This window comes from Neobacillus thermocopriae (genome assembly GCF_010975035.1).
GTDB lineage: Bacteria > Bacillota > Bacilli > Bacillales > Cytobacillaceae > Neobacillus > Neobacillus thermocopriae.
Map to the genome: position 1 here is coordinate 39,504 of NZ_JAAIUV010000006.1, position 22,193 is coordinate 61,696.

Sequence of the window (22,193 nt, forward strand, 5' to 3'; positions counted from 1 at the left end):
CTCTTTCTTGAAAAGACCACGACGCTTCCCCTATAAATGAAGCTGAGCAGGCCTTCGTGAAACCCGCTCAACTTCAATGAAACCTTATTTTTTAGTTAATGCAGCTGGTACGTACAATACCTGGCCTTCATATACATCCTGTGTTGGTTCGAGATTATTAACACGTAGGAGACTATGTGTAGAAACTTCATATCGTTCAGCTAGACTTTCTACTGTATCCCCTTTTTGAACGATACATACCCTTAGCCTCGTTTTAGATGTTCCTTCATCCTTCCTAGCAAAAAATTCCGTCAATGTCATTGTTTTCTTTTTACCAAACTTCTTCTTTTCCTGCTTTGGCGACTCCTCTGAAAAAGCACTTTCCACACTATCTTCCTGTGCTTCAACCTCAAATCCTGCTTGGGAGGCTGATTCTTCCGTAAGCTCTTCTATTTCTTCTTCCAACTGATTGTCATTCTCTCTAGCTTCTGGCTGATTCCATGAAGAAGGGTTCGTTGGTGGTTCATACTCTTGGATTTGCCAAGATGGAGGTGTTTCTGTTTGCTGATATTCCTGGAAGCGCCACGCTGGTTGAGGAGTTTCCTCCTTTGCTTCCTCTTTCACTATCTCCTCATCATCAGGTGGTTGATAGCTGAAGGTTGGCAATTTAGGAAATACTTCGGTAACCGGTTTTTCTTCTTGTTGTTTTCTAGCCTCGGTCTCAAATAATAGGGGAAGTTCTGCAGTGCTTTCAGCCGAATCGGCTGCCGGCTCCAAACTTACTTCTTCCGCTTCCTCCTCTTTGCTTTCACGGGCGAACACTTCTAATTGTTCAAGTTCTTCTTCCTGCTTTTGTTCAGTTCCATAAAGGCCTGTTATCGCAAGTTCTGCAGAGAGCTTTAAACAGCTACGTTCTGGCAAATGATAATCGAACGACTCTACAATGACATCAATATCATAAACACTTTGAATACGATTGTTCGGAATCGTTATATCAACAGGAAACCGGTGTGTAAACTCACACGTCCCATCTTCTTCTCGTTCTGAAACACTTTCAACAAATTTTTGGGAAGATCCTTTTTCTTCAGCGCTTTCCTCCACTTCTTTGCAGCAGTTATATTCACCGGTTAGTTCCAACGATCCTCGTATAGTGACGTACTGATCATTTTCCTGTATGGTAATATCAGGGTCTAGAGAAATGGAAATAAGCTCTTCGACTTCCTGTCCTTTTCTAAACCACAAAGACTCCTCCACGGAAAATCGAAGGTACGATTGATTCTCCTGGGACAAAGCGACTCCTCCTTTCGTTTCCTTTAAACAAATCACTATGTCACTTACACTCTATGAAGGAAATTTTTTAATTATGATAAAAAAGAAGAATTAGAAAAGAGGAAATGAAAAAACACCCGCCATATTGGCGAGTGTCACTCAAAAATTTATTTAAGATTGGAAAAAGCCTTTTCGACTGCTTTAATTGTTTTTTCAATATCTTCATCAGAGTGCTCGGTAGAAAGAAACAACCCTTCAAATTGGGAAGGAGGTAAGAACACCCCTTGTTCTGCCATTTCACGATAGTAGGCTGCAAAAAATTCTAAATTTGATGACTTGGCTGTTTCGTAATTGATGACTTTTTCTTCTGTAAAGAAGAAACCAATCATGGAACCAGCACGGTTAAAGCTAACTGGCACTCCATACTTATCCGCAGCTTCCTTAATACCTTTTTCAAGCATGTCACCTTTTCGAATAAACTCTTCGTAATGTTCGGGTGTCAGCTGGCTAAGAGTTTCATAACCTGCAGTCATCGCCAGCGGATTGCCGGATAATGTCCCTGCTTGATAAATTGGACCACTCGGAGCAATATGTTCCATAATGTCCGCACGGCCCCCGTAAGCACCGACTGGAAGCCCTCCACCGATGACTTTCCCTAAGCAAGTTAAATCAGGCTTAATATTAAAATGTCCTTGGGCACAGTTGTATCCTACACGGAAACCAGTCATTACCTCATCAAAAATTAGAAGCGAGCCGTATTGATTAGTAATCTCACGAAGACCTTCCAAGAAGCCTGGAAGCGGCGGAACAACCCCCATATTGCCGGCGACTGGCTCGACGATTATGCAGGCAATGTCTTCGCCAAATTGTTCAAAAGCATATTTCACACTTTCAAGATCATTATATGGTACGGTAATCGTATTTTTCGCTACACTTTCTGGTACACCTGGACTGTCAGGTAAACCTAGTGTCGCAACACCCGATCCTGCTTTAATTAAAAGAGAATCACCATGCCCATGATAGCAACCTTCGAATTTCAATATTTTGTTACGGCCAGTATAGCCTCTCGCCAAACGGAGAGCGCTCATCGTAGCCTCCGTACCAGAGGACACCATACGAATGACTTCAATGGAAGGCACTCGTTCAATCACAAGCTTGGCTAGTTCATTTTCTTTCAAGGTTGGTGCACCAAAACTGGTCCCTTCCTCGGCTACTTTTTTCAGCGCCTCTACGACACGATCATTGGAATGACCAAGAATAAGGGGTCCCCATGATAAGACATAATCAATATATTCTTTCCCGTCAATATCATAGATTTTGGAACCTTTTCCCCTTTCCATGAAGATTGGATCCATTTGGACGGATTTAAACGCACGAACCGGACTATTAACACCGCCGGGCATTAGTTTTTTGGCTTCTTTAAATGCTTCTATTGATTTTGTATATGAACGCATTCTTTTCCCTCACTTCGGATAAAATTATTGTTCTTCTTTTAACCAACGAATCGCATCTTTTGCATGATAGGTGATGATTAAATCCGCGCCTGCGCGCTTCATCCCCACGAGCATTTCCAGTACCGTCTTTTTCTCATCCAACCAACCGTTTTGTGCTGCAGCTTTGATCATTGCATATTCGCCGCTCACGTTGTAAATGACAATCGGCACATTGAAGTTATTTTTCATATCACGGACAATATCTAGGTATGGCATACCAGGCTTAACGATTAAGAAATCAGCGCCTTCTGCCACATCTGATTCAGCCTCTCTAAAAGCTTCCAAGCGGTTCGCTGGGTCCATTTGATAGGTTTTTCTATCACCAAATTGTGGAGCTCCCTCAGCTGCCTCACGGAATGGACCGTAGAAAGAGGAAGCATATTTTACTGCATAAGACATGATAGGGATTTCTGTAAAGCCAGCTTCATCCAAACCTGCTCGAATCGCGGCAACAAATCCATCCATCATATTGGATGGAGCAATAATATCCGCACCTGCCTGAGCCTGGCTAACAGCCGTTTTCACAAGTAATTCCAAGGATTCATCGTTAAGTATTTTTTCTCCTTTGACCACTCCACAATGACCGTGGCTCGTATATTCACATAGACAAGTATCTGCTATAACAAGGATATCAGGGAAATGTTTTTTGATGTAACGAGTTGCCTCTTGTACAATGCCATGGTCATGGTAAGCCTGTCCGCCGCATTCATCTTTCGTTGCGGGAATACCGAACAATAACACCGCTTTAATTCCATGGGCGACAATGTCTTCCATTTCTGCATGAAGGTGATCCATAGAGATTTGAAACACACCAGGCATGGAGGATACCTCTTTACGAATATTTTCTCCTTCATATATAAACAGTGGATAAATGAAATCTTCCGCTCTTAAATGATTTTCTCTAACAAGTGCGCGCATATTCGCACTAGAACGTAATTTACGGTGGCGTGAAAATTGAAGTTGCATAGATATTACCTCCAACTTATTTTTTAAAAATACAGGATCTAACCATAAACGAACATTTTCTTCGATCGTGTAAGTTTTTTAGGGATCATGCCTCCTTTTTTCGAGAAAAAAGAAGCTTTACACGCAAATGATACCGCTTTACTTGTGATGTCGCTCAGTTTTCCGCAGCTAAAAAAGCAATCGTGCTCTTGATCATTTCCTCTACGGTGTACTCAGATGGTGCCGCATGAACAGGTAGCCCATATTCCCGCAATTTTTTCTCTGTAATAGGTCCAATACAAGAAATGATGCAATGTTTCAGCTTATCTTGTAAGCGGTATTCCTTAACCACTTTCATTAAATGATCAACCGTCGAAGGGCTAGTGAATGTTAAAATATCAAGTTCACCACCATCGAGCATTTTTGCAAGCTTTTGACGACTTTTCTCAGGCATAAAGGTTTCATAAATGACCACTTCATCCACAAAAGCCCCAGCTTCCCGCAGGGAGCTTGCAATATATTCGCGGGCAAGATTTCCTTTTGGGATTAATACTCTTGTCCCCTTTTTTATTTGTGGTATGAACTCACGTACAAACACTTCTGCCACATAGGCAGAAGGGACGAATGCAACTGGGAGTCCTCTTTCCCTTAGAACTTTCTCCGTCTTTTTCCCTATTACCGCAATTTTCGGAAAGCATGCCCGTTCCTTTTTTATAAAAGTGAAAAAGGTATTTACTGTGACATTGCTAGTAAAGATAATCCAATCATATGTATCAAGAACTTTCAAACAATCTTGAAGGCGTTCATTCTTTTTAATTGGTCGAAAATCAATCAATGGAATTTCAACAGGAAATCCGCCGAAGCTTGCGACAAGCTGTGAAAAAGGTTTCGCTTGATCTTTACCCCTTGGCACAAGAACTCTTTTCCCAAGCAAAGGCAGGGGCTGAATCATATTCCTTCAAGCTCCCGCTTCACTCTCTCAATTAGGTCCTTTGCCCCTTTTTCGATTAATAGGTTAGCAGCTTGTACACCAAGCTCTTCCGGGTGTTGTCCTCTGAGCTCTTCCTTGAAAATTTCCTGTCCTTCCGGAGAAGCTACTAGAACATTTAAGACGATGTCATCATTTTCATCTACAAAAGCATAACCAGCAATTGGTACTTGACATCCTCCCTCCATTTTTTGCAGGAAAGCACGTTCAGCACGAACCGCTCTTTCTGTTTTCTTATCTGTTAATTTTTCTAAAAGCGCTAGCAGCTCTTGATCATCTTCACGGCATTCAATAGACAATGCTCCCTGGCCGACAGCTGGGATACAAACATCTGTATCTAAATATTCTGTCACGACATCAGATGCCCAACCAAGTCGAGAAAGGCCAGCTGCTGCTAAGATAATAGCATCGTACTCTTCCGTCTCTAACTTCGCCAATCTCGTATCCACATTGCCACGGATCCACTTAATCTCCAAATCCGGACGTGCCGCTAAAATCTGTGCACTGCGACGAAGGCTACTTGTACCAATGATTGCTCCTGGTTTTAAATCTTTTAATTTAACATGCCCTCTTGATATTAACGCATCACGATGGTCTTCACGAAATGGGACACACCCTATTGTCAGCCCCTCTGGAAGAACAGCAGGCATATCTTTCATGCTGTGGACCGCCATATCAATCTCTTTATTCAACATAGCTTGCTCAATTTCTTTAACAAATAACCCTTTTCCACCTACTTTAGAAAGGGTCACATCAAGGATTTTATCTCCCTTTGTAACGATTTCTTTTACTTCAAAATCAAAACGTGGATCTAATTTTTTTAACTGTTCAATGACCCAATTTGTTTGTGTTAATGCCAATTTACTACGTCTGGAGCCTACGATAATTTTTCTCATGATTGCCTCCTAAATTATGAGTACCATAAATGAAATGTTGATAATTGTCCAAATAAGAAAAAATTAATTAATACGATTAAAAAGGATCCTACATTCCATAGGGCCAATTTTTTCCCTGTAAGGTTTTTGACCGTTCTTAAATATAAATAAATACTATAAGCCGTTAATAGGAGAAACGAACCAACGATTTTTATATCGTACCACGGCATGCCTGGAAGCTTAAGAAGTGCCCACTGCAATCCCAAAATTAAACTTAAAAGAAGCATGGGAACGCCGATAATAGCCAATATGTAGGAAAGTCTTTCAAGACTGTTCAAATCCGCAATCCGAATCAAACGTGTCCCCCACTTCTTTCTTTTTAATAGATCGTATTGAATTAAATATAATAAAGAAAAAACAAATGACAGGGAAAATGCGCCATATGATAGAATGGCCATCGTTATATGAATAAACAAAAGTTCTGATACTAGTTGTTTAGCCATAACTTGCGAATGATATTCCATCGGTGCAAAAGCATGAATTGCCATCACAAAAAAAGCAAGAAGATTTGTGAAAAAAACAATAAAATCAACCCGCAAAAAACGATTGATTCCAAGTGAAAATGTGACTAATATCCAGGCATAAAAATAGAGTCCCTCAGAGATAGTGAGTACAGGGAATCTACCTGTTTGAAACATATAAAATATGAGAAAGCCAGTTTGCAAAACCCATACAAATACAAGTAACCAGAAGGCAATTCGGTTGGCCTTCCGGTTATGTTGCAGAAAATCGAAAAAATAAAGCAGCACACTTAAGGCATAAAGAACAACCGTGAATTCATGCAGCCTTGTCATCCAGACATTTGTCATATGAAGAAGCCCCCTTTGTCTTAAAAGGAAGCTTGGGCTTCTTTAACAGGTATTTTGTTCGTTCCGGCTGCATTCGCTTTTGATTGCTGCTCTTTGACCATATTTTCGATATTAAAAATTTTCATAAATAGGTTCATGGCCTGTTCCGCATTATTACTTGCAGCCAATTCCTTTGCTTGTAAAATTGGATCCTTTAAGAGTTGATTAATGATACTCTTCGTATGTTTATTTAATACTTTCTTATCACGTTCTGTTAAATTTGGCAGCTTACGTTCTAGGCTGACCATCGTTTCAGCTTGAATAGCAAGGGCTTTTTCACGCAGGGCAGAAATGACGGGAATAACGCCAAGCATACCAAGCCACTGCTTGAAATCGACAACTTCCTTTTCGATCATCAGCATGATTTTTTCAGCTGCCTTTTTCCGTTCTTGAAGATTGGATTCGACAATTCCTTCCAGATCATCAATATCATATAAAAAGACATTTTCTAGCTCGGCAATGGCTGGATCCAAATCACGTGGCACCGCAATATCCACCATGAATAACGGCTTTCCTCTTCGCAATTTCTCCACTTTTTCCATCATTTCTTTAGTAATTACAAAATCCTTTGCACCGGTAGAACTAATTAAAATATCAGCATCAACTAGTGCACATTGCAATTCTTTTATTGTTCTTGCCTCTCCATTGAAGCGGCTGGCAAGGTCTTTTGCTTTTTCATGTGTTCTGTTAATAACCGTTACCTTTTTAACCCCGTTACCGTGTAGATTTTGAACGGCCAATTCGCCCATTTTTCCAGCACCAAAAATTAATACATGTTTGTTAGCAAGAGAACCGAAGATTTTCTTTGCCAATTCTACTGCTGCATAGCTGACGGAAACTGCGTTTGCACCAATTTCTGTTTCAGAATGGGCACGCTTGGCAACTGTGATCGCTTGTTTAAATAAATGATTAAACACCGAACCAGTTGTTTCATTTTCTTGAGCAAGCATAAAGCTAGATCGAACCTGGCCAAGAATTTGTGTTTCACCCAAAATCATGGAATTTAGTCCACATGTTACTTGGAATAAATGATTGACTGCAGCTTCATCCTCATAGATAAATAAAAATGGCGAGAATTCTGCTTGCTCAATGCCAAACCATTCGGAAATAAATTCTTTAATATAATAACGGCCCGTATGCAATTGGTCCACGACCGCATAAATCTCTGTACGATTACATGTAGAAAGAATCACATTCTCTAGGATGCTTTTCTTATGATTTAATTTTTGCATCGCATCCACAAGTTCTGTTTCATTAAAAGTCAACCGCTCACGAATTTCAACAGGGGCAGTTTTATAGTTTAATCCGACTACTACTATATGCATTTGTCATTGACACCCCCATATGTTTTACAATATAACTACATTGATTATATCATGTACATTTTCACTCTATACGCGAAAATTGTGAACATTCATCGAAACCTGTATGATATTATTATTAATTGAATGAGAGTATTTACTTATTTATACTCCCTTATGTACAGTAACAAAAAAATAGTTTAGATTCAAGTCGACTTTACTGGAAGTGGTGTTTGAATTGAAGAACCAGCAAATTTTTCCTGGAATCATTTTAATAGGATTTGGTGCCTATTTTTTATTGCAGCAATCTGGAATGACTATTTTTCAAGCATTTTTTACATGGCCTACTTTATTGATCATTGTTGGGACTGCCTTCTTAGGACAAGGATATTCAGCTAATGATTCAGAAGCGATTTTGCCTGGAGTGATCATGGTCGGATTTGGTCTTCATTTTCATTTCGTTGGCAACGTTACATTCTGGCCTAATAATCATATAGGCATGTTATTTTTAATTATTTCATTAGGCTTTTTCCTTCGATTTCAAAAAACAAGTTCAGGTTTATCTCAAGCCTTTCTCTTTCTTATTTTAGCTGTTCTATTACTGTATTATGATAAGATTGCTAATTATCTTGAATTTGTACAAAACGGAATGAGCCTTGTCTGGAAATTTTGGCCAGTTTTATTAATTCTGTTCGGTATTTTCTTTCTCTTTAAAAAGAAAAAATAATCGCCTGGCATCATGCCAGGCGATTTTGTTATGAGATTAATTTCTTACATATACTTTTCTATAATTGCCCATGCTTTGTCTTTTCCTTCCCCTGTTTCTGAGGAAAAAATAACGATATCATCATTCGGATCAAGGTCTAGTGTTTCTTTTGTCACTTTTAAATGCTTTTGCCACTTTCCTTTAGGAATTTTGTCCGCCTTTGTTGCAATAACGATGCATGGGATTTCATAATGCTTTAAGAAGTCATACATCATGACATCATCACTTGTTGGCGGATGGCGCAGGTCAACGATTAGTACACATGCACGTAATTGCTCCCTAGAAGTAAAATACGTTTCAATCATTTTCCCCCAGGCAGCACGTTCGGACTTAGAGACTCTCGCATAGCCATATCCCGGAACATCGACAAAATACAGTGACTCATTAATTAAGAAAAAGTTTAATGTTTGTGTTTTTCCAGGTTTTGATGAAGTCCTCGCTAACCCTTTACGATTTAACATCTTATTAATAAAGGATGACTTCCCCACGTTGGAACGGCCAGCCAAGGCAAATTCCGGCAAATCCGTATCAGGATACTGATCTGGCCTAACGGCACTAATGACGATTTCAGAACTAGTTACTTTCATTCCAATCTCCCCTCCACTAATGCATGCCTTAATACTTCATCGACATGCGTAACAGGAACAAATTCTAATTCGTTGCGTACACTTTCTGGAATATCGTCAATATCCTTTTCATTGTCCTTTGGAAGGATGACTTTTGTCAAACCTGCACGATGGGCACTTAACGTTTTTTCTTTTAATCCGCCGATTGGTAAAACTCTTCCACGAAGTGTAATTTCCCCAGTCATTCCTACTTCCCGGCGGATCGGCCGTCCGGTTAACGCGGAAACAAGTGCAGTCGCAATCGTAATACCGGCAGATGGACCATCTTTAGGAACAGCCCCTTCAGGGACGTGAATATGAATATCATATTTTTCATGGAAGTCCTCTTCAATTTCCAGTTCCTTTGCTTTGGATCGGACATAACTAAAAGCGGCCTGTGCCGATTCCTTCATCACATCTCCTAGCTTTCCAGTAAGGACGAGCTTTCCTTTACCAGGGGCTAAAGCAACCTCGATTTGCAATGTATCTCCCCCGACCGTGGTATAGGCCAAACCAGTTGCCACCCCTACCTGATCTTCTGTTTCCGCTTGTCCGTAGCGGAATTTTGGTTTTCCTAAAAATTCTTCTAAATTTTTCTCTGTCACAACTACTCGTTTCTTTTCACCGGAAACAATAATTTTCGCTGTCTTACGGCAAATAGTTGCCACTTGGCGTTCCAAACTGCGGACACCGGCTTCCCTTGTATAATAACGGACCATTTTTAAGATGGCATCATCACGAACTTGTAATACTCCTTTTGACAGTCCGTTTTCCTTCATTTGTTTCGGCAGCAAGTGATCTCTTGTGATATGAACCTTTTCCTGCTCAGTATACCCTGCAATCGTTATGATTTCCATTCGGTCCAATAGCGGTCCTGGAATAGTACTTAAATTATTAGCGGTTGCAATGAACATAACCTTTGATAAATCATAAGTTTCTTCAATATAGTGATCACTGAAATTATGGTTTTGTTCTGGGTCAAGTACTTCTAATAGCGCAGCTGATGGATCCCCTCGGAAATCGCTGGACATTTTATCGATTTCATCAAGTAAAAAGACCGGGTTAATTGTTCCTGCTTTTTTCATACCTTGGATAATACGACCTGGCATAGCACCAACATACGTTCTTCGATGCCCACGAATTTCCGATTCATCACGGACACCTCCTAAGGATATACGAACAAACTTCCGATTTAGGGATTCCGCAATGGATCGGGCAAGACTTGTTTTACCTACACCCGGAGGCCCGGCAAGACAAAGAATTGGTCCTTTTAGAGAATTCGTCAGCTTTTGCACAGCCAAATATTCAAGGACTCGTTCTTTTACTTTTTCAAGTCCGTAATGTTCTTGGTTAAGAATTTTTTCTGCGCGATGAATATTGATGTTATCCTCTGTCTTTTTCGACCAAGGCAAACTAATTAGCCATTCAATATAATTGCGAATGACGGCACTTTCTGCCGAACTAGTAGGAACTTTTTCATAGCGATCGAGCTCTTTCATCGCTGTTTTATATACATGTTCAGGCATGCCAGCTTCATTAATTTTTTTCGTTAGCTCTGCGATCTCGCCAGTTTTTCCTTCTTTATCGCCTAATTCCTTTTGGATGGCTTTCATTTGTTCGCGTAAATAATATTCTTTTTGCGTTCTTTCCATCGAGCGTTTTACACGCTGTCCGATTTTCTTTTCTAAATTTAATACTTCTTTTTCATTAAAAATGACATCGATGACCTTGTTCATTCTTTGTTTTACATCGATCGTTTCAAGGATATCTTGTTTCTCCTTCAATTTAATTGGCAAATGAGAAGCAATGATATCTGCCATTCGTCCTGGCTCTTCAATATCAGCCACAGAAGCAAATGTCTCTGCTGAAATCTTCTTCGATAATTTTATGTATTGTTCAAAATAATCAAGCATGGTTCTCATCAATGCCTGATCCTCAACATCCTTATCGGTCGGATCCTCATATGTGTTGACACTAACTGAAAAATAATCATCTTCATCATAAAATGATACAATTTCTGCTCTCTTTAATCCTTCCACTAAGACACGTATTGTTCCGTTAGGAAGTTTTAGCATTTGTTTTACTTTTGTTAATGTGCCAAATTTGTATAAATCCTCTTCTGTAGGATCATCTATCGAAACATCCTTCTGAGTGGTTAAGAAAATAATATGGTCATCTACCATTGCTTTTTCAAGTGCCTGCACCGAACGTTCACGACCTACATCTAAATGAAGGACCATCGTCGGATACACCAGCAACCCCCGAAGCGGTAGGAGAGGGACAACAATTTCGTTCTTTTTGGCCAAAATACTACACCTCCACATATAAAACTACAAATTACTATACTGTCATACAGAATAGTCTTTGTACAAATTCTATCCTATTTAGTATTTAGTGTCTATTTTGAGGAAATGGACTTTTATCATTTATCTATATCTTCTCCAATTGAAGAAAATAACTGCATTTTTAAAGAAACAAAAATACTTGGCATAGGTTTAGACCCCAACTAAAACTAAAGAAATCACAGTGATTCAGTAGAAATTGGGGCTAGATATTCTTAAGGTCGAAAAACCCGAAAAAAACTTCGGTTTGTTTAATTAGACAAACCGAAGTTTTTCGTTAAATCGTCTCTTTTTTACTTAATTCAATCGAGGCAGGGATTGCATGATTTCGTTTAGATTCTTTTACCAAGGCAATTTCAAAAACCTCACGAAGATGGGTGACCGGAACAATTCGGATGCCTTCTATTTCTTTTAATATCGATTGCATATTCTCTTTTGGAATGATCACCGTTTTTGCTCCGGCTTTTTTCGCAGCCTTCACTTTCGGATAAACACCACCGATTGGTTTAACATTCCCATGAATACTAATTTCACCAGTCATGGCAACCGTATTATTGATAGGTATTTTATAAATAGCTGAGTAAATTCCAGTTGCCATGGCAATACCAGCGGATGGACCGTCTATGGGCACTCCGCCAGGAAAATTGACATGGATATCATAATCATTCGCTGGAACACCCATGGATCGGAGAACTGTAATAACATTTTCAATCGAGCCACGGGCCATACTTTTCCTGCGAATGGATTTTTCTTGACTACCAATACTCTCTTCCTCTACAATCCCAGTAATATTAATGGTCCCTTTTTCTTTTGCAGGAATGACCGTTACTTCAATTTCTAAAAGAGCCCCCGAATTTGGACCATAGACAGCAAGACCGTTCACAAGGCCAACTTGTGCGGTATCATTTATCCGTCGTTCCATTCTCGGAGTCATCTGACTAGAGTGAATGACCCACTCAATGTCTTCATCTTTAATGTAATCACGTTCTTCAGTAATCGCCAAACCTGCCGCAATTTGCACCATATTAACAGTTTCACGACCATTTCTGGCATAGGTAGATAAAGTATGTACACCCGTATCACTAATTTTTAGATTAACTTTCGCCGCTGCTTTTTTCGCAACGGTGACAATTTCTTCTTGCGTTAAATCCCGAAAGAATACTTCCATACAACGAGAACGAATCGCAGGTGGGATTTCGTTTGGAGTCCTTGTTGTAGCACCTATTAAGCGAAAATCAGCAGGAAGTCCATTTTTAAAAATATCATGGATATGTGTTGGGATTTGTGTATTTTCTTCATGATAGTATGCACTTTCCAAATAAACTTTGCGATCTTCTAAGACTTTCAGAAGTTTATTCATTTGTATCGGATGCAATTCACCAATTTCATCGATGAAAAGGACGCCGCCATGGGCATTTGTTACTGCTCCTTGTTTAGGTTGAGGAATCCCTGCTTGCCCCATCGCACCAGCTCCTTGATAAATCGGATCATGGACAGATCCTATAAGCGGATCAGCAATTCCTCTTTCATCAAAGCGGGCCGTTGTTGCATCTAATTCAATAAAGACTGAATCCCGTTTAAAAGGTGACTTCGGATTCTTTTTTGCTTCCTCCAAAACAAGGCGAGCAGCGGCTGTTTTTCCAACTCCCGGCGGTCCATAAATGATCACATGCTGCGGGTTCGGACCACAAAGAGCTGCTTTTAGAGCCTTAATACCATCCTCTTGGCCAACAATATCTTGAAAACTTGTTGGACGCACTTTTTCCGATAGTGGTTCTGTTAACGAAATAGACCTCATTTTTCGAAGCTGCTCCATTTCCTTGCGGGATTCACGATCAATTGAAACTTTTTGTGTCCGCTGGTTTCTAAGCAAATTCCAAAAATACAGTCCAATGATAATACCAAAAAATAATTGTATAAATAAAGCAATCCCCGTCCAACTCATATATTTTCCTCCTGCACCATAATACTCATTTGATAATAATAAGTATTTCCTGCAGGTCGATGGAATAAACCATAAATCTTTTTAAACCAGAGATTATATGAATACTAACATTCTTGTTCTTTCTTCACTAACATCGAATTTCCTGTCTTGAAAAAATCAATTTGATTGAATTTACTTCCCTTTATACCACCACATACTACTCAAAAAGATTATGTCAAAATCGAATGAAAAACATAAAAGAACCTGACATAAAGCCAGGTTCTCTAAGATCTTATGCGGATTTTTCTTCTTGTGCTATGGATCCATCTTTAAGAATCAGCTTTGGAGCACTATTGTTCAATACTGTTTCTTTTGTGATGATACATTTTTTAATATCATCACGAGAAGGTAAGTCGAACATTACATCAAGCATAATTCCTTCGATAATAGATCTCAATCCACGGGCACCGGTTTTCCGCTCAATTGCTTTCTTGGCAATTTCCTTGAGGGCCTCTTCTTCAAATTCCAGTTCCACATTATCAATTTCAAGCATTTTTTGGTATTGCTTTACTAATGCATTTTTCGGTTTTGTTAAGATTTCGATCAATGCATCTTCATCTAGTTGCTCAAGGCTAGCAATAACTGGTAGACGTCCGATGAATTCCGGAATGAGTCCAAAGCGTAAAAGGTCTTCTGGAAGAACTTTAGATAAAAGTTCCTTAGAACTAATTTCCTGTTGTTTTGGATCAGCCCCGAAACCAATCACCTTTTGGCCTAAACGGCGCTTAATAATTGGTTCAATTCCGTCAAAAGCACCACCGCAGATAAACAGGATATTCGTTGTATCAATTTGAATGAATTCTTGGTGCGGGTGCTTTCTTCCGCCTTGTGGAGGAACGCTGGCAACTGTTCCCTCCAAAATTTTCAATAATGCCTGCTGAACCCCTTCACCGGAAACGTCGCGTGTAATAGAAGGATTTTCAGATTTACGGGCAATTTTATCAATTTCATCAATGTAGATAATGCCTTTTTCGGCTTTTTCCACATCATAATCAGCAGCTTGAATCAATTTTAATAAAATATTTTCAACGTCCTCCCCTACATATCCTGCTTCTGTCAGGGATGTAGCATCCGCAATCGCAAATGGAACGTTTAAAATACGTGCCAATGTTTGAGCTAGAAGGGTTTTTCCACTTCCAGTCGGTCCAATCATACAAATATTACTTTTGGAAAGCTCCACATCATCAATTTTGCTGCTAGAATTGATTCGTTTATAGTGGTTGTAAACCGCTACAGATAGCGCTCTTTTTGCTTTTTCTTGACCAATAACATATTCATCAAGGATTTCGCAAATTTCCTTCGGTTTTGGAACATCTTTAAATTCTACTTCTTCTTCTGTTCCAAGCTCCTCTTCAACAATTTCAGTGCAAAGCTCAATGCACTCGTCACATATATAGACTCCCGGTCCGGCAACCAGTTTACGAACTTGATCCTGTGTTTTACCACAGAATGAACATTTTAACTGGCCCTTTTCATCATTAAACTTAAACAAACCCTTTCACCCCTTGGACGACTTAAGTCATTTATTCAAATGCCGAATAATCCATACAAATTCCATTTTTTCTTGACTGTCAAAGGTATGTATTTTGCATTGTAACACATTTCTGAAACGGACTGGAACTAAAAAGCTTTTGTTCAAAAATATGTTTTAACTTGTTTGGATTATTCGAAAAAACACCTATGTACTCCCATAAGCTTATCCATATTATTCATAAAATAAGCCTATGTTTTACTTGTATTATATAATTTCGCTCTTTCAGTCCCATTTTCCTGCCCGTTAACAAAAAGGTTACCCTGTACATATTATAATATGTAATTTTAAAAATGTATAAAACAAGGCACGATAAAATCGTGCCTTTGTATCATTTACCATTATTTTTTGTTTTCAACAAGAAATTCTACTGCTTTCTTAAATTTAAGATCTTCTTTAATGCCTTCTGTTCCACCAAGAGCTTTTTTGATGTTGTCAACAGACATGTTATACATTTCAGCCATTTTTTCAAGCTCAGCATTTACATCTTCTTCAGTTGCTTCAAGATTTTCAGCTTTAGCAATCGCTTCAAGAGTAAGGTTAACTTTTACGCGCTTGCGAGCATCTTCCTTCATTTGTTCACGAAGGGCAGCTTCATCTTGACCAGAGAATTGGTAATAAAGCTCTAGGTTCATACCTTGCATTTGAAGACGTTGTTCAAATTCTTGAAGCATACGGTTTACTTCATTTTCAACCATTACTTCAGGAATTTCAACCTCTGCATTCGCTGCAGCTTTTTCTACTAACGTGTCGCGTAAGTGATGTTCTGCTTCATGCTTCTTGCTATTTTCTAAACGAGTTTTGATTTTTTCTTTTAAAGCATCTAGAGTTTCTACTTCATCATCTACATCTTTAGCAAACTCATCATCTAATGCAGGAAGCTCTTTTCTTTTAATTTCATGAACAGTTACTTTAAATACAGCTGGCTTACCAGCTAGTTCAGCTGCATGGTATTCTTCAGGGAAAGTAACTTCAACGTCTTTTGATTCACCAGCAGCGACACCGATTAACTGATCTTCAAAACCAGGAATGAATGTACCGGAACCAAGCTCAAGAGAATAGTTCTCTCCTTTACCACCTTCGAAAGCTTCTCCATTAACAAAGCCTTCGAAATCGATAACCACTGTATCGCCTTTTTCAGCTGTACCTTCTTCTTTTACTACAAGCTCAGCGTGACGATTTTGAAGTGTTTCTAATTCTTTTTGTACATCTTCATCTGTTACGTTTGTATCTAGTTCTTCAACTTCAAGGCCTTTGTATTCACCTAATTTTACTTCTGGTTTAACTTGAACAGTCGCCTTGAATGTGAAGTCTTTATCTTTACCCATTTGCTCAATGTCAAAATCAACATTTTCAGGCTGAGCAATTGGCTCGATTCCAGTTTCTTTGATTGCATTCATATATGCTTCTGGAAAAATAAAATCTAATGCATCTTGATAAAGTGCTTCTACACCAAAGCGCTTTTCAAACAATGCACGAGGCATTTTTCCTTTACGGAAGCCTGGAACATTAATTTGTTTTACAACCTTTTTGAATGCAGAGTCTAATCCTTGGTTAACCTTTTCAGCGGGCACTTCAATTGTAAGGACACCGCGGTTACCTTCTAATTTTTCCCATTTTGCAGTCATTCTTTTTCCCTCCAACATCTATTCGCATTCATTAACAACGAATCTTGAAATTCGGAATATGTCTTGTCCACTAAGCCAATTCCATTTCTTCCAATGTTAATAAATTTTCTACACAATGCAACCCCTACATTATACCATAGGATTGAATTCTTTCAACAGCCTATCCTATAGATTCGGATAGGAAATTTTCTCAATTTCTTCTATTTGATCAAGCACCTGAGCGATTTCATCACGCGCTGCACAATATTTGTCTACAATTTTTCCTATCATTGGCTCCAATCCAAGATATTGCTGAACTATGTAGTGTAAAGCTGCCGCCCATATGTGGGGAGGTGTTGGGTGTAGTTCAAAAGGATAGCTCATATAGAAAATTCGCTCTAACATTTCGGTGATATTCATAAGAAGCGTAGGGTTTTCATTTTCCAAGTAGCTTTCCGATAAAGATTTAATCCCCAGCATTTGTGGCTGTTCTTTCACTCCCGGGAGTTCATAAGGGATGACCTCTATTTCCATATTAAACTTCCTTACTATTATTTTGCGATCTACTTCTTGCTCTTTAAGGAGGCTTAATAAGATTGTTTTAATAAATGGATGTCCGTTATCATCTGCTAAATATTCTTCTATTTCATTAAGATAGGGACGAATATTTTTATTGGTTATATTTGTAACAATGGCCATTTGTTCGTTTAAATTTTTTTGTGAGAGCTTATGTAAATCGAGTTCTGTCATTTCCAGCTTCATTTTTTCAGCAACAGGTTTGGTATTCTCTGACTCGACATGATTTTCGGCCATCTTCCTACTATAATGCAACATGGTTTTGAAGTGATCGTATCTCTCAAACGGAATGGCATTTTCTTCGTACAGGGCTTCAATTGTCGTAATGATTTCCTCGTATTCATGTAGATGTACTAAAATGGTTAAATACAATTCTACCATATAAATATAGTCGCCAATCCCTTTTTGCAGCATCTCTGTTGTAAGAGCCTTTGCCTTTTCAAAAGAACCTGCTTCAATATAGGAGAAAACAAGTCCAAACAAAACTTGTTCATTATCCGGATCCAGGACATTGGCTTCCTCCAAGTAGCGGATCGCTTCACTATAATTCTTATTTTGTAGGTTTTCCATCCCTTTATCGATTAATTTTTTTTCAGCTCCGGGAAAGAAGAGAACATTGTTTTTTCTTTTAATACGCTTCCTTTTTCTCATCTTATCTTCCTCTGATTTGGCATTAAATTAGTATTTAAAAATAGTTTATCACAAAAAAAGCATAAAAAAAACTTACCTACTAAGGTAAGTGAATTTTGTTATGTAGTATGACTTCTACTAGAAAACACCTAGATAGTAACTCTAATTTTCCAATATTTTTTAAGAGTTTTTCGTGAGATATATGTGTAAAGTTAGTCTAAGCATGATTTAAGATAATTAAGTTCTTTTTCAAAAATATATTTAAAAAGATCGACCCATCAATCATGAATCGAACTGGCTTCCTGCACCGGGAGGAGATCTCAAATCATTGTTTAAGATATCCAACCTGCAGCAAAATATGAAATGGCATTTACAAAATACCATCCGCAAAACGCGTTCGATAACCAACTTCTAAATGATTATCGTCAAACAAAAAGTGAAAGTGCTTTAAAAATAAATTTACGCGATCAATAAAAAAAGTGGGCTAAAATTGCCCACCAAAAATTAAGTTCCTTCCATCATATCTCGTCTACTGTATCCGAAATATCCAAATGCCATTAATACAATACTTATCACAGATATGGTAATGAAAGTTAGTGCTTCAAACTCTTCAACAGGTAATTGTGGAAGCCAACTTAAAATGGCAATATTTGAAACCCATTCAGGTATATCTAATATAGCGCCGAAGTAGTTTACTGAGAAACTATACCCAAGATAAAAATAAACGACTTTACCAAATTTCGGTATCCATCCTAGAGTTATTGTGGCTAAACCAATCATAAATAATACAGATGGTAAGTAATTAAAACCAGTAGCAAGAAAATCACTGAAATCCATTGTCGATTTGGTTTCCATTACAGAAATAGCTGTACCGCCCAGACTACCAGCAGCTAATAATATTCCTATTATACTAGCAAAAATCGCTAGACCAATACAATTCCAATAAATTTGTCTACGTGTAACCTTTGTAGAAAATAACTGACTTAATCGCAACCGTCTTTCTTCAGTAAAAAGTTTATTAACGATAAGAATTGGTAAAATAGAAACTAATACAATCATAACCATCATAATCGTACCAGTAAAAGACTCTTCAATAGAAATCCCTGAATGAGAAAACATTTGTTTCATTATTTCATTACTTTCAATAAACGCTTGCATATCACCATATATTGCCCCATAGGAAGCTCCTATGAAAATAAATGCAATCCCCCATCCAATCATTATCCCCTTATTAATCTTAAAAAATAAGCCCCGAACAGATAATAATGATTTTTTGGCATACTCTCTACCTTTTTTCTCTGGAAAGTAACCTGCCCCCATGTCTCGAGAACCTTCAAGTGAGAAAGCTATCATTGTAACAATTATTATGAAAATAAGGGCAAAAATAAGTGGAAGCCAGTCATTGTTCGTAAATGGATAAGTTAAATAAGTCCAACCGAGCGGATTAAACATTGATAAATTGGCATTAGAAATATCTGTTCCAGCACGAACGATAAAGAGAAGCCCGATCAAACCTAGGGTTGATCCTGTCGCACTTGAAGAAGTTGGCATAATTTGTGAAAAAACTAGTGCCATTCCAGCCCCAATTATTCCTGCAAATCCTACCGTTGTTCCAAATAATAAGGATCCTTCCACAGAAATTGTTTCTGCACCAAAACTAACTAATACTACACTAATAAAAAGGGCAAGGAAAATATTAATCAGAATCGTTTCCATCATTGTTGCCAATGAGTTTGCTTGTCGACCGATATGAAAAGAGCGAACAAGTTCAGTCAACCCAAGCTCCTCTTCTTTCCGAGTATGACTAATTACATGGAAAACGGACATAACCATAGCCATTAATCCACAAAATAGTAACATTTCATGTGCATACATGGCTCCTAATGTATAGTCTGTTGCAACATCGATTGGTGTTGGACCTACAATCGCAATCATTGCAGGGTTTTTTAATGTTTCATACAACCCCACTAAACCTTGACCTTCTGCTATTTCTTCAAATGCAGGAACAAATCCGGCTGAAAATAAGCCAATCCCTAAAATCCAAAAGATTATTTTCTTCCAATCACGTTTTAAATATTGGGCAAAGAGGATTTCCCATCGGGAAAATTTTTCCTTCATCTTCTCTTCCTCCTTTTACACCTAATTTTCATAGTGACGCATAAACAAGTCTTCTAAAGTAGGTGGAACGGCTTCAAATTTTTTAACACCTAATTTGGTTGCAGCTAGTAAAATATCATTTAAATATTTGGTATCTGCAGAAAAGGTTGCATAATTATCCTTATATTGGAAATTATAGACACCCAATACATTTTTCAATTGCACGATCTCTCCTTCAGTTTCCAATGTAATAGTTGTACGTGTTAAATGACGTAATTCTTCAAGTGTCCCTGATTCCACCACTTTCCCCTGACGAATGATGACGACCTTATCAGCCAGCCGTTCTACTTCACTTAAAATATGGGAAGATAGTAATATCGCTTTTCCTTCATTTTTAAGTTTTTCTACTTCTTCTTGAAATACTGCTTCCATCAAAGGATCTAATCCAGATGTAGGTTCATCAAAAATGTATAAATCAGAATCTGCAGATAAAGCGGTAACCAATGCAACCTTTTGTCGATTACCTTTAGAATATGTTTTTGCTTTTTTCTTAGGATCCAACTCAAAACGCTTAATTAATTGATCACGCTTTTGTTTATTTCCACTACCGTGTAGATTTAAAAATAAATCAATAATCTCTCCGCCTGTTAGATTTCCCCAAAGGGAGACATCCCCAGGAACATATGAAATTCGCTTATGAATTTCAAAACTTTCTTTCCAAACATCTTTTCCAAAAATTTCTGCATGACCGGCATCTCGTTTAATGATTCCCAATAAAATACGTATTGTTGTAGATTTACCCGCACCATTTGGACCAATAAAACCAACCACTTCTCCGGCATTTACTGAAAATGTTACATCACTAAGCGCCTGGAATTTACCAAACTTTTTTTGCAAACCACTTAATTGGATTACTTTTTCCATCTACCATACACTCCTTAATAATGAAATACATTTTCATATTCGTTCAAACCTACACAACACACAAACAAAAAACACTAACAATAAATAATAAGTATATTTTTAAGGAATTATGAATTATATTATGAACTATATTTATATTTTTAGTTCATAATATAGAATAAAACCAAGACTGTCAATTAAAATTTTATACTTTGCTTACTTTGATAGTATGCAATAGTTTATATATAATAATAAATAAACGATAAATTCTTGGAATTTCATTTTGAAGGTAGTGAGTACACTTGGATGGTTTTGAAAAAAGAACAGAAGAAAAGAAAAAACAAATTTTAAAATCGACTTTTCAATTGATAAATTTGAAAGGGAATAGCAAAAACGTAACAATGGAAGAAATTGCTAAACATGCAAATGTTGCAAAAACGACCATCTTTAAATATTTCCGCAGTAAAGATAATTTAATTCGCGAAGTCTATAAAAGTTTTTTTGAGGATATGATTACATCGGCAAAAGCAATTTTGGCCAAAAACAAACCTTTTGAAGAAACCATTATTGAGCTTAGTCAAAATAAAATAAAAAAATTAAACGAAATAAGTCATACGTTTTATATAGATATGATGCAGTATATTACAGAAAAAGAAGATGACGGTCTTTCATTAATGGCAAAAAAACTTTCAGAAGAAAATCAAAGTATTCTATTGGATTTATTTCATCGAGGGAAAAAAGAAGGAAAAGTAGATTTAAAATATTCCGATGAATTTTTAATGCTCTATTTCAGGACAATTATTGAAGGAATGTCCAATCCACAAATATATGAAAAAATTGCCCCCTACACGATGGAATGGACAGAAATGTTCCTTAAAGGCTTTGCACCATCGAAAAAAGACTAATATGGTTAAACATGTTGTTCACGTCTGTAAACCTAAGCTAACTATGCTCACCATGTATTTTAGAATGGTTCTCCATCTTCGATCATTAGCCAAATAGGCCTGTATAAGACTAGTGAAATGTATTCAATTATTGAGTACGTTTACCTATGTTCTTATACAGGCTTTTTTCATTGAAAATAGGAATACAGAAAGGATTGATCTGTTAATAAGTGGATGAAGATAAAACATTCTATCCAATACTATAAATATCCAATAATACTTTATTGATATAGGACTAAAAATCATGTAATCTATTATTTATTGTGACAAAAAAATAGAATTTTTTCTACTTTTCAAGAGAGATGGAGGCACAAGCCCAATAATATCTCGATTAGCGGATTACGAGTGAAAAAGTTGGGCTGTTCCATTCCCAGCAAGTAGGTCTTGATAAATTAGAGGACTGTTTTAATTGTTATAAGGTATCTTCTTATTACTTTAAGAGGAGGCCGT

17 protein-coding genes are annotated in these 22,193 nt (G+C 37.7%); 2 read left to right on the forward strand and 15 right to left on the reverse strand.

The window, feature by feature from the left end:
• Positions 1-84: 84 nt before the first annotated feature.
• The 7 genes from spoVID to hemA form a co-directional block, all read right to left on the reverse strand.
• On the reverse strand, positions 85-1,305 hold the full coding sequence (gene spoVID / locus G4Z05_RS05600; RefSeq protein WP_338036747.1) for a stage VI sporulation protein D: 1,221 nt from the start codon (positions 1,303-1,305) through the stop codon (positions 85-87).
• Between the two features lie 110 nt (positions 1,306-1,415).
• Complete coding sequence (gene hemL / locus G4Z05_RS05605; protein WP_163250851.1) at positions 1,416-2,702, reverse strand: glutamate-1-semialdehyde 2,1-aminomutase; 1,287 nt, start codon at positions 2,700-2,702, stop codon at positions 1,416-1,418.
• A 24-nt stretch (positions 2,703-2,726) separates the two neighbouring features.
• Positions 2,727-3,707: a porphobilinogen synthase gene (hemB, locus tag G4Z05_RS05610; protein WP_163250852.1), complete on the reverse strand. Its 981-nt coding sequence runs from the start codon at positions 3,705-3,707 to the stop codon at positions 2,727-2,729.
• Positions 3,708-3,861: 154 nt separating this feature from the next.
• Entirely contained in the window at positions 3,862-4,638 is a 777-nt protein-coding gene (locus tag G4Z05_RS05615) for a uroporphyrinogen-III synthase (RefSeq protein ID WP_163250853.1), read from the reverse strand.
• Complete coding sequence (gene hemC / locus G4Z05_RS05620) at positions 4,635-5,570, reverse strand: hydroxymethylbilane synthase (RefSeq protein WP_163250854.1); 936 nt, start codon at positions 5,568-5,570, stop codon at positions 4,635-4,637. The genes G4Z05_RS05615 and hemC overlap by 4 nt, the downstream gene beginning before the upstream one ends.
• Positions 5,571-5,584: 14 nt before the next feature.
• The gene (locus tag G4Z05_RS05625) at positions 5,585-6,418 is read right to left on the reverse strand and encodes a cytochrome C assembly family protein (RefSeq protein ID WP_163250855.1); all 834 of its coding nucleotides are present in this window, start codon (positions 6,416-6,418) and stop codon (positions 5,585-5,587) included.
• Positions 6,419-6,438: 20 nt separating this feature from the next.
• Positions 6,439-7,782 carry a glutamyl-tRNA reductase gene (gene hemA / locus G4Z05_RS05630; RefSeq protein ID WP_163250856.1) on the reverse strand — a complete coding sequence of 448 codons (1,344 nt, stop codon included), beginning with the start codon at positions 7,780-7,782 and terminating at the stop codon, positions 6,439-6,441.
• A gap of 214 nt (positions 7,783-7,996) precedes the next feature.
• Between hemA and G4Z05_RS05635 the strand changes: the two genes are divergently transcribed.
• On the forward strand, positions 7,997-8,485 hold the full coding sequence (locus tag G4Z05_RS05635; RefSeq protein WP_163250857.1) for a LiaI-LiaF-like domain-containing protein: 489 nt from the start codon (positions 7,997-7,999) through the stop codon (positions 8,483-8,485).
• A gap of 44 nt (positions 8,486-8,529) precedes the next feature.
• On the opposite strand, the gene yihA is transcribed toward G4Z05_RS05635, so the two are convergent.
• The 8 genes from yihA to G4Z05_RS05675 form a co-directional block, all read right to left on the reverse strand.
• On the reverse strand, positions 8,530-9,111 hold the full coding sequence (yihA, locus tag G4Z05_RS05640) for a ribosome biogenesis GTP-binding protein YihA/YsxC (protein WP_038536546.1): 582 nt from the start codon (positions 9,109-9,111) through the stop codon (positions 8,530-8,532).
• Positions 9,108-11,435 carry an endopeptidase La gene (lon, locus tag G4Z05_RS05645; protein WP_163250858.1) on the reverse strand — a complete coding sequence of 776 codons (2,328 nt, stop codon included), beginning with the start codon at positions 11,433-11,435 and terminating at the stop codon, positions 9,108-9,110. Before lon ends, yihA begins: the two co-directional genes overlap by 4 nt.
• A 313-nt stretch (positions 11,436-11,748) precedes the next feature.
• Complete coding sequence (gene lonB, locus G4Z05_RS05650) at positions 11,749-13,416, reverse strand: ATP-dependent protease LonB (RefSeq protein WP_163250859.1); 1,668 nt, start codon at positions 13,414-13,416, stop codon at positions 11,749-11,751.
• A gap of 271 nt (positions 13,417-13,687) precedes the next feature.
• Positions 13,688-14,947, reverse strand: a complete 1,260-nt coding sequence (gene clpX, locus G4Z05_RS05655; RefSeq protein WP_038536550.1) for an ATP-dependent protease ATP-binding subunit ClpX — start codon at positions 14,945-14,947, stop codon at positions 13,688-13,690.
• 380 nt (positions 14,948-15,327) lie between these two features.
• Entirely contained in the window at positions 15,328-16,614 is a 1,287-nt protein-coding gene (gene tig, locus G4Z05_RS05660) for a trigger factor (RefSeq protein WP_163250860.1), read from the reverse strand.
• 165 nt (positions 16,615-16,779) lie between these two features.
• Positions 16,780-17,820 carry a tetratricopeptide repeat protein gene (locus tag G4Z05_RS05665; protein ID WP_163250861.1) on the reverse strand — a complete coding sequence of 347 codons (1,041 nt, stop codon included), beginning with the start codon at positions 17,818-17,820 and terminating at the stop codon, positions 16,780-16,782.
• 483 nt (positions 17,821-18,303) lie between these two features.
• Complete coding sequence (locus G4Z05_RS05670; RefSeq protein WP_163250862.1) at positions 18,304-19,917, reverse strand: ABC transporter permease; 1,614 nt, start codon at positions 19,915-19,917, stop codon at positions 18,304-18,306.
• 21 nt (positions 19,918-19,938) lie between these two features.
• Positions 19,939-20,820: an ABC transporter ATP-binding protein gene (locus G4Z05_RS05675; protein WP_163250863.1), complete on the reverse strand. Its 882-nt coding sequence runs from the start codon at positions 20,818-20,820 to the stop codon at positions 19,939-19,941.
• A gap of 281 nt (positions 20,821-21,101) precedes the next feature.
• On the opposite strand from G4Z05_RS05675, the gene G4Z05_RS05680 reads away from it, so the two are divergent.
• Positions 21,102-21,704: a TetR/AcrR family transcriptional regulator gene (locus G4Z05_RS05680; protein WP_163250864.1), complete on the forward strand. Its 603-nt coding sequence runs from the start codon at positions 21,102-21,104 to the stop codon at positions 21,702-21,704.
• The last annotated feature ends 489 nt before the right edge of the window (positions 21,705-22,193 follow it).